This window comes from Paenibacillus sp. yr247 (genome assembly GCF_900103825.1).
Classification (GTDB): Bacteria; Bacillota; Bacilli; order Paenibacillales; family NBRC-103111; genus Paenibacillus_E.
This window is the reverse complement of the sequence record NZ_FNIF01000038.1, coordinates 23,362-32,950: the sequence shown is the minus strand read 5'-3', so window position 1 is coordinate 32,950 and position 9,589 is coordinate 23,362. Positions and strand designations below refer to the sequence as shown.

Sequence of the window (9,589 nt, the reverse complement as noted above, 5' to 3'; positions counted from 1 at the left end):
GGGGCTGACGTTAAATGGGATGCTGATAAAAGGGAGATAAGCATAACAGCAAAAGGTTTTGACCCAAATCAAGCAAATGTTCCTCCTGCAAAATACTTTGATGTTAAATTAAATGTCACTAGTGGGCCAATGACGATGGATATCTCTAGAGTAACTTTAGATCCCGCTTACAAAGAGTACTCCTTCTCGAGCCCAATTAAAGCATTAATATTCGATGTGAAAACGGAAAACACTTCTAACGACACTCTAAATTGGCATGTGACGCAAGGGAAGATTATAACAAATACAAAAGAACAAGTGGAAGGATACTTACACTCGCAAGAAGTAGGCGGAGAGTTTATTGGGAAAGTTGTCAAAAATGGAAAAATCGTTTTTGAAATAAAAGGGGATTTATCAGCGATCACCAGCTTGAACTATGTCGTAAGCGGTCCTTCAGATAAAAGTTTCAAAAGAGTTGGAGAAGACAAAACTACAGAAATTATTTTGAAATAAAAAAATCCCCCTCTAGCCAAATTCGGCCAGTGGGGGATTCGTCGTTTACTTCTCCGGTGAAAAATATTGGCTTGTCTTCTGCGGTGTCAATTGTCAGCGCATCTTATGACTTTATTACCTCTAGTGGAGAAATATTGCTTGGAAGAGGTAAAATAAATGACATTAAAAATAGCCTACAGCTTACATTTTCACTATCATAAATACGAATTTTATTTCCCTTTAATCTGAGATACAATAGTCAATTTCTAAGCGCATAATCATCTGGTAAATAAAAGAGAGCCGTTTCATATTCACCTTTAACAATGCAACAATCTACTTACGAGGCGGGGTTCACAGGGCATATCGGATTAGAGTATTTCCCGTTAGAGGTACCGTGTGAAGGGCTGAAGCACCTTATAAAATGACAAGTCTACATAAGTTTATCCCTAGTGACACCCTCTATTTTTCTTTATAATGAGAAGATATAGGCGATTACATCAGGGGGGATTCTATGATTACACATCGATTGATTCATGGCTGGGAGTATATTCAAGGCTCCTTAGGCGGGGTTTGGGAAGTATGGCGAAAAGATAAATTAAACAATCACTATAACTTATCTTGGCTGGGCGTCGAGTTGCCGCATTGCTTTAATGCACTGGATGCCATGGACCCCGATAGGCCTTATTATCAAGGGCCAGGATGGTATAGAACATTACTATCCATCCATAATCCGTATCCAAACGGTAGAACCCTGCTTCATTTCGAAGGGGCTGGGCAGCACACGGAAGTATATGTTTTTGGAGATCGCATTGGCGAGCATCAAGGTGGCTATGATGAGTTCACGATAGATATCACGGACCGGCTAACTGAGGGGAACTTTCCTGAGTACTACGGCAGCAAAGTACCCATTGCTATACGTTGTGATAACACGAGAAATTTGGAAGCGATTCCATCTGATGTTAGTGATTTTAATCTATACGGTGGTCTCTACAGATACCTAAATCTGGTTTATGTACCTGCACTTTCGATAGAAACGGTACATGTGATAACCGATGTTTCAGCGGATCGAGCTGAGGCAGCTGTTCATGTGAAGCTGTACAATCCTGAGAAGGACAAACGTCAAATCAGCTTGCGACTGCAAGTCTGGGACGAATCGGAGCAAGAGGTATTTGCCGATGTGATTGTGAAGGAAAATTGGGCCGACACTGAAGTCATTGCTCAGTTTCCGGTGGAAAATGCGAAGCTTTGGAGCCCTGATACACCTCATTTATATACCTGCAAGGTAACGCTGCAATTAGAGACATTAGAAACAATTGAGACAACGCTTACCGTAAGGTTTGGTCTTCGCTATTTCGACTTCATAGAAAAGGGACCCTTTCATCTCAATGGACAAAGATTGCTGCTCCGAGGGACACACCGACACGAAGATCATGCCGGTGTTGGCGCAGCCATGACGGAGGAGATGATTCGCGAGGAAATGAGGCTCATCAAGGAGATGGGCGCGAATTTCATTCGCTTAGGGCACTATCAGCAATCGCGGATCGTGCTGGATCAATGTGACGAGCTCGGACTGCTCGTTTGGGAAGAAATCCCTTGGTGCCGCGGCGGCCTAGGAGGCACCAGCTACCGTCAGCAGTGCAAAGATATGCTGACGGCCATGATTGAGCAGCACCGCAATCACCCCTCGATTATTTTGTGGGGACTCGGCAATGAGAACGATTGGGAAGCTGATTTTAATCATTTTGATGAGCAAGAAATTCGAGATTTCATGCATGAACTGCATCAGCTGTCACATGAGCTGGATGATACAAGATTGACTGCTATAAGGCGTTGTGATTTCTGCCGCGACATTATAGATGTGTATTCGCCTTCGATTTGGGCGGGGTGGTACAGAGCTGCAGTCTGGGGTGAATCATGTCATTGCTGTAGCTAAAGGTGAAGGTAACAGCGTAGTACAAGACGATACGACGTTCCATTATCAAACCGAATCATGGGGAGCACCTGCGTTCCTACGGTTAACTTCCCATATAAGCCCTGACGCAAGTGTATATGTGGAAGTGCTCGCTTATGATAAATGGGGTGTTTTTTGCCAGGATGCCGCTACCTTGGTCCACTTTGGACTAGCTGGCACGGGGAAGCTTCTTGATAACCTAGGTACGGTGAGAGGGGCAAGAACACTAGAGTTAGCGAATGGGCGTGCCCGTATTTACGTTGATCCGCGAGGTGGAACGTCAATCGTCTCCGTTCATGCAGAAGGATTGGATACAACATTCGTGAAAGTCAGCAGTTTGAATGAACAGACAACCGACAAGGAGTGAATTGGAATGGATCTAGTGAACCTCTGGCCAACATTGCAGAAAAAAGTTGACACGATGATTGAGCAGATTGGAAGTAAATCTCCACATGTGGACATAGAGGGCGTCTATGACGATATCCGTTTGGACTGGTGGACCTCCGGCTTTTGGCCGGGCATTTTATGGATCATGTACGACATGACCAAGGAAGAGAAGTATCGTCAGCAGGCATGGGATTGGGATTTAAAAATTGAAGCCTGCTTCCAAAAGGAAAATAACTTTCATCATGATGTCGGCTTTCAATTTCTGCCTACTGCGGTAGCGAAATATATCATGACTGGCGATATGGATGGACGAAGAAGAGGACTGCAGGCCGCGAATTTCCTCGCAGGTCGCTTCAATCAGGCAGGACGTTTCTTGCGTGCATGGAATCAAGATAAGCATGGCTGGGCAATCATTGATTCTAGTATGAATCTTTCCATACTCTTATGGGCGTCTGAGGAGCTCGGTGACTCGCGATTCAAACAGGTCGCCATGTCTCATGCGGATACTGTACTGGAACATTTCATTCGGGACGACGGGTCCGTTTGTCATATTGTTAGCTTTGACCCTGACACCGGTGCTTATATCGAAGCGTTAGGCGGGCAAGGTTTCTCTCCGACTTCTTCATGGAGCAGAGGACAATCTTGGGCATTGCATGGGCTGGCCAATGTGTATCGTTACACGAAGGAGTCGAGGTATTTGGAAGCGGCGAAGCGGGTAGCCCATTATTTTATGGCGAATACGATAGTTGATCCGATTCCTTTGTGGGATTTCCGCACGGGAGATGCCGATCTGGAGCTCAAAGATACTTCAGCCGCTGCTTGCGCTGCTTCTGGACTTCTGGAAATTGCCGATCTTGTCCCTAGTGAAGAAGCCAATCTGTATCGTAACCAAGCGATGCGAATTATGGATGCGTTGACTCGAGATTATGCGGATCTGGATGGATCACGAGAGTCGATTCTGAGAGAAGGAACGGGGAATAAGCCTGCCGGTCAAAATGTGAATGTGGGACTTATTTATGGAGACTACTACTATATCGAAACAGCTGCTAAATTGATGAATTGGTCTAATCGGATATTTTAATTCTAGTTGAAAAAAGTGCTTGTGTGACTTCACACAAGCACTTTTTCTATCGTTAGGGGACGAAGCGCATGGCTTTCGTCCACATGCACGAAGGCGTCGTACCGCCGGGCCATCACCGAGGGAACATAGTTCCCGCGTTCATAAGTGGGGCGGTACACGACACCGATGGCACGATGCTTCAGCACCTCGTGCCCGAGAATTGGATCCTCCTTGCGCAGCAGGAGAATCTGGTCGTGCGCGCCCGCGCGATGCATGAGCTCCTCCCAGCTGCCCGGCTGGGCAGGTGGCACTTGCATCGCCGCCATCGGCGCGCCCCAGGATTTCGCGGCAATCACCGTGCCGCGATAAGTGCCGAAGCCGATGGCGAACACATCGGCTTCGCCGTGCGCTTCGCGCACGAGCTGGCCGACGTTGACCATGCCGTCGGCCTCCATATCTGTTGCACGCGCATCGCCGATGTGCGTGTTATGCTCCCAGACGATGACCTTGGCGTCTGGGCCGTGGTAGTCGGCGAGGCGGCGCAGCGCCTCGACCATGTGCCGGTCGCGGACATTCCACGATTCCGCGTCGTGGCGTACCATCGTGCGGTAGTAATCCTCCGCGTTAACGGCAACAAGCGCGTTCAATTCCGCGCTAAGGGCCGCTTCGCTGTCTTCTTCGTACCGCACGCGTTTCGCGTGAAGCTCCTTAAGCAGCTTCACGACATCATCCTTACAGCTTTCGCCGTAGAAAGCAGCGGAAACACCGTAGTTTTGCCCCTCCTTCTCGTACGAGTCGAAGCACTCAAAGGCTTCACGCGCTAAGGCTAACTGCTCGGGCGTACCTTTTTCCTGCAAATAGCGTTCGATTTCATCTAATGATTCCCATAAACTATAGACATCCAGCCCGTAAAAACCGACTCGCTGCTCCATCGGCCTATCCGCATTGTGCTGATTCAGCCACTCCACCAACTCCCCAACCTCTTCATTTGCCCACATCCAAGTCGGCCAGCGATTAAATGTTTCCATTAGATTACGGGCGTTTGGTTTCGCATCTTTGTACTGCTTCACATAGCGGTTGACCTCATAGCAGGACGGCCAGTCACCCTCAACCGCAATAAAGGAAAATCCTTTCGTTTCAATTAATTTACGGCTTAATTCCATGCGCAGCTTATAAAATTCCGATGTCCCATGCGTGGCCTCCCCGAGTAAGACATACTTCTTATCTCCAATCGCATCGATCAACACATCCAAATCTTCCGCGGTGTTCAGATGCACAGCCTGCTTCTTGATTTGTTCCACAATGGCTTCTTCAACATTCACCTGTTTAACTCCTATTCCTAATGATTTTCATCCGTAGTATGTACAAAAAAACACATAAAAAAGCGATTCGAATGGAATCGCTTTTTTGTAACACAATTGGAACATTTCTGTTACAATCCTCTAACATAGAAGGGGTATTATAATAAACAAGACCCCCTTTTTTAATATAAACTTTGGACCCAGCCCCGTTGGCTAGGTCCCTTTTTTTGTTTGAGGGTTGAAACCCTCATCATGATGTGTAAGATTACTGAATTGAGGATATGATAAATATTACATATTTTTGAAAATAATAGGAGGGTGTGAGTGTCATGTTCATGTATCCTATTGTGGTTGCATTTGTCTCCATGATTGCCGCTTGGAAGTGGGGCGATTGGATGCATTGGCGTAAGTATCTGCCTACAATCCAATACTTCATTCTCGGCGATATGCTTTATAACTTGCTTACGTGGGACTTTTCATTATGGTTGTATCCACACCCACCCAATTTACTGCCGAACCATTTGACAAATAGCTTATTTATTATGTTTACAATTTATCCAAGTACAATGCTGATTTTCTTATATCGCTATCCGCAAAAAAATATCATTAAACAGATTTTGTATATTCTGATATGGATTGTATTGTGGTTATTAGAAGAATTTATTATGATTTCAAATGGACTATGCGTATATAGCAATGGATGGACTTATACATGGTCAGTTTTCTTTGCATCCGTTATGATTCCTATGCTTTTACTACATTATAAACGACCAATGTGGGCGTACATCCTATCTGTGCCTATAACTGTATTTCTTCTTCTGTGGTTTCATGTGCCTGTTCTCAATGCCAAATAAAGCATATCAAAGATTAATGGGGACAAACCTCTTAAGCCGCTGCATTGATGCGCGGTTTTTTGTCTTATTAAAGATAGCTTTTATTTTAAGTTCATTTTCATATTCACTTACTTTGGTTGCTCCGGCAGCCAATGGGAAATAATATGAAAAAGGACAAAGAGTAAGGCAATCACATGCAGGTTGAAACTGATTGTACATGATTAATCAAAAGAATAGTAGGGTGAAATGTATGAAAGAAGTTATCCTTGCTTTTGCAGCGGGAGCGTTTGTCGGGGTTGTTTTTAGATACATTCGACTGCCGCTTCCTGCGCCTCCTGTATTTTCAGCGGTTATGGGTATAATGGGCATATACGTTGGCGGTAAGCTGGTAGAATGGGTAAACAAGCTTTTCACGTAAGGGCATTGTCTTTTTCATGAATCTTTGTATAAACGTCTGCCAGAGTATCTTTGGCAGATGTTTGCATTTCCAGGATATCTAGTTTTATTACTCTTGATCGGACAACATAGGCTTGATAGTCTTCGCTAAATAAGCGGGGCTCCCAACCGTTACGGTGACGTGGTAAAATGATGAAAGAAAAATGATTTACTTAGAGAGGGGCATCACCAATGAGTGCCGAAATCGAAAGAAAATTTCTATTACCCGCATTTCCTGCGGCTGAACTGGATAACAAAGAGATTAAGCTAGTTTCAAAGCAGTACATTTATCAAACCTATTTAGCCTTTTCGGAGGATCAGGAAATTAGAGTGCGCCAATTGGTTGATAGCTCTGGTGAATCGCATTTTACGCATACTTTCAAATCCGGTCATGGGCTAGTAAGAGAAGAGATTGAATACAACATATCGGAACCTGTATATAAGCAGCTGCTGGAGCGAACGGGATTAGTTCCGCTAGAGAAGATTCGTACCACGGTGGAATATCAGGGATTACATTTTGAAATAGATGAGTATAAACAAGTGGATCTGGCCGTGGTAGAAGTTGAGTTTCCAGACATTGAAACTGCTGGGCGCTTTACGATACCTGCCTGGTTCGGGCGAGAGCTAGGGCAGGAGGAAGAATTCCGAAATAAGTCGATGTGGGTGCAGCTGCAGACGCAAAAATAATGGCTGTTGGGGGGATACATATGAGATATGAATTTGATGAGCTTTTAATTAGCGACGAGAAGGAATTGCTGCAAATAGACGTAATTGCCGGTTTTCTGTCAAGGAGCTATTGGGCAAATAAGCGATCAATTACAACAATCCAAAAATCGATTGAAGCTTCCCTTTGTGTTGGAGTTTACCATGATCGAAAGCAAATTGGATTTGCTCGTATCGTAACAGATCATGCGACGATGTATTGGTTAGCGGATGTTTATGTGGATGAGGATTATAGAGGTAGAAGCATCGGGAAGAAATTGATTGAAACAATAACAAATTCAGAAGATCTGAAGGATCTAGTTGGGATACTCGGCACCAAAGATGCCCATGAGCTCTACGAGCAATATGGATTTGAGCGTGATGCCGCACGCTTTATGAGAAGAGCACCCGAGAACGGATAAACCCTTTGGCAAGAGGGAAATAGATATACAACCTTCCAGAAAGCTGCGCTCTGTATGGACCAGGGATGATCAATCTCAGATACAAAAGTGATAATTACAGCTATTGTTGAATGAAGACCTCGGCAGTATGATGAAAGTAAGAAAGATCTATTCCGTTCACATACTGGAGAGGGGATGTCTACATGTTTGCAGCAAAAGAAAACCGTTTGTCACCCATTTCGGAAGAACAGTATAAGCAGTTTGAAAGAGATGGGTATTTACTCATTAAGAAAGGCTGCAGCAGCGATCTGATCGATGCCTTTAATGGACACATCTATGATATTCGCAATCAATCGGAAATACCCCATTGGGCAGCTTGCGAAGAAAGCAAGAAGTTTTCTTTGCGTTTGTTTAATCCTCATAAGCATGATAGCTTTTCTCGGCAAATGATGAAGCTTCCCATGATCCGAGGCACGCTAGCTCAATTAATGGGCAAAGAGGCAAACTGCGTGCAGAGTATGTATTTCTATAAAGAACCAGGATCACCAGGCCAGGCTTCGCATCAGGATTACTACTATATTAAAAATGATCCAATGACGATGATTGCCGCATGGATTGCCATGGAAGATGTCGTGGATATCGAGAATGGTTGTCTATGGGTCATTCCTGGCACACATAAACTTGGACTGCTGCCTCATGGTGCTGTGAAGAACCTGGAGGAACACGAATCATGGACAGATGAGACGGAAGGCGCCGACCTCAGTAAGCAAATTCCTGTTGAGATGGAAAAAGGGGATATCCTATTCTTTAGTGAGCTGCTTATTCATTCGTCCAACAAGAATCGGAGTAAGAACCGTTGGCGCCGTTCTTATGTTTGTCATTACATTCGTGAGGATTCGTTTGTTACGCAACGGGAAGATTTGAGAGAAAAATTTTCACTGTACTAAAGGAGCCGTAATGCTAACTTTTTTAGCCAAGGCTGGCTGAAAAGGGTTAGCTTTTTTTATTGCAAATATAACTATAATTAAATTCCCCAACTTACAAATACAGGAACTTCATACCCTACAGAGAAAAGTGTTAATAGGACTTAGAACCAGAAGGGGATGCACAGATGGAGAGTTGGTTGGATAAATGGATCATAGAAGCAGATATAGCAAGTATGCAGCATAAGATGAATACGGGGATGGTTACTTCCGAACAATTGGTTCACACGTATCTAACCCGCATAGAATCTTTCGCAGCAGCAGATTCGTTCGTTGCGGCACAGCTTCGGGCAGCAGGGGCTGTATTGCTAGGTAAAACGAATATGACTGAATGGGCAGGCTTCATGTCTAATGAGATTTGGGCGGGCTATAGCTCAAGAGGCGGACTAACTTTAAATCCTTACGGCCCTGGGGAATTATTTGTTGGCGGTTCAAGCTCTGGCTCAGCAGCGGCCATTGCTGCGAATTTAGCAGCTGTTGCAATTGGAACGGAAACATCGGCGAATCACCTTTGTAGGAACATCTAAGACCTGAGGAGGATTTCATCTTGGAATTAAGGCGATTATGGCAACCAGACATACTGCAAGTGCAAACATTAATGATTGACGTGGTGTCGCGTCTTCCTTCCAATACCCTTTATTCGATGGACCGCTTAGAAGCCTTGTACGCTTATGTCGAAGAAAAGGGTGAGATTTATGGCGCTTTTCAGGCCGATATGCTCGTTGCTTATACCGTTATTGCATTTCCGGGTCTAAGCGTCAGCAATCTCGGTCGAGAGTTTGGAGTACCTGAAGCGGATTTGCTAAGAGTTGCTTCTCTTGAAGGAACGATTGTCCATGAATCGGTCAGAGGGCAAGGCTTACAGCGGCATTTTCATTCCTGGAGGGAACAGCGTGCGCGGGAAAAGGATATGTTATACCTTTACGCAACCGTACATCCTAAAAATTCGATAAGTCAGCAAAATCTAGAAGCTGCAGGGTTCACATTTCAATTCTCCCGCTCGATGTATGGCGGTCTTCCAAGGCATTGCTATGCGAAGAAGCTAGAATATCAAAATAGTTAATA

11 protein-coding genes and 1 pseudogene are annotated in these 9,589 nt (G+C 44.7%); 11 read left to right on the top strand and 1 reads right to left on the bottom strand.

Features of this window, described 5'->3' with window-relative positions; translation table 11 throughout:
- The 4 genes from BLT91_RS32080 to BLT91_RS28395 all read left to right on the top strand — a co-directional run.
- A partial coding sequence (locus tag BLT91_RS32080; protein ID WP_090827431.1) for a hypothetical protein occupies nucleotides 1-492 on the top strand: 492 nt, incomplete at its 5' end.
- Between the two features lie 490 nt (nucleotides 493-982).
- Nucleotides 983-2,404 carry a glycoside hydrolase family 2 protein gene (locus BLT91_RS28400; protein ID WP_217635291.1) on the top strand — a complete coding sequence of 474 codons (1,422 nt, stop codon included), beginning with the start codon at nucleotides 983-985 and terminating at the stop codon, nucleotides 2,402-2,404.
- Nucleotides 2,379-2,789, top strand: a complete 411-nt coding sequence (locus BLT91_RS32410) for a hypothetical protein (protein ID WP_217635290.1) — start codon at nucleotides 2,379-2,381, stop codon at nucleotides 2,787-2,789. Before BLT91_RS28400 ends, BLT91_RS32410 begins: the two co-directional genes overlap by 26 nt.
- Before the next feature lie 6 nt (nucleotides 2,790-2,795).
- On the top strand, nucleotides 2,796-3,890 hold the full coding sequence (locus BLT91_RS28395; protein WP_090827429.1) for a glycoside hydrolase family 88 protein: 1,095 nt from the start codon (nucleotides 2,796-2,798) through the stop codon (nucleotides 3,888-3,890).
- A 29-nt stretch (nucleotides 3,891-3,919) separates the two neighbouring features.
- Here BLT91_RS28395 and BLT91_RS28390 read toward each other — a convergent pair whose 3' ends face one another.
- Nucleotides 3,920-5,191, bottom strand: coding sequence for an erythromycin esterase family protein (locus BLT91_RS28390; protein ID WP_175532567.1), 1,272 nt, complete (start codon nucleotides 5,189-5,191; stop codon nucleotides 3,920-3,922).
- 308 nt (nucleotides 5,192-5,499) lie between these two features.
- On the opposite strand from BLT91_RS28390, the gene BLT91_RS28385 reads away from it, so the two are divergent.
- The 7 genes and pseudogenes from BLT91_RS28385 (at nucleotide 5,500) to BLT91_RS28355 (ending at nucleotide 9,587) form a co-directional block, all read left to right on the top strand.
- A complete protein-coding gene (locus tag BLT91_RS28385) occupies nucleotides 5,500-6,024 on the top strand; it encodes a CBO0543 family protein (RefSeq protein ID WP_090827427.1) in 525 nt (174 codons plus the stop codon).
- A gap of 229 nt (nucleotides 6,025-6,253) precedes the next feature.
- Nucleotides 6,254-6,421, top strand: coding sequence for a XapX domain-containing protein (locus BLT91_RS28380; RefSeq protein ID WP_090827425.1), 168 nt, complete (start codon nucleotides 6,254-6,256; stop codon nucleotides 6,419-6,421).
- A 209-nt stretch (nucleotides 6,422-6,630) separates the two neighbouring features.
- Entirely contained in the window at nucleotides 6,631-7,125 is a 495-nt protein-coding gene (locus BLT91_RS28375; RefSeq protein WP_090827424.1) for a CYTH domain-containing protein, read from the top strand.
- 20 nt (nucleotides 7,126-7,145) lie between these two features.
- The gene (locus tag BLT91_RS28370) at nucleotides 7,146-7,562 is read left to right on the top strand and encodes a GNAT family N-acetyltransferase (protein WP_090827422.1); all 417 of its coding nucleotides are present in this window, start codon (nucleotides 7,146-7,148) and stop codon (nucleotides 7,560-7,562) included.
- A gap of 182 nt (nucleotides 7,563-7,744) precedes the next feature.
- Nucleotides 7,745-8,488, top strand: a complete 744-nt coding sequence (locus BLT91_RS28365) for a phytanoyl-CoA dioxygenase family protein (protein WP_090827420.1) — start codon at nucleotides 7,745-7,747, stop codon at nucleotides 8,486-8,488.
- Nucleotides 8,489-8,652: 164 nt separating this feature from the next.
- Nucleotides 8,653-9,024: pseudogene (locus tag BLT91_RS28360) on the top strand (amidase family protein); the annotation flags it as partial.
- A gap of 47 nt (nucleotides 9,025-9,071) precedes the next feature.
- The gene (locus tag BLT91_RS28355) at nucleotides 9,072-9,587 is read left to right on the top strand and encodes an N-acetyltransferase (RefSeq protein WP_254777181.1); all 516 of its coding nucleotides are present in this window, start codon (nucleotides 9,072-9,074) and stop codon (nucleotides 9,585-9,587) included.
- Nucleotides 9,588-9,589: the final 2 nt, after the last annotated feature.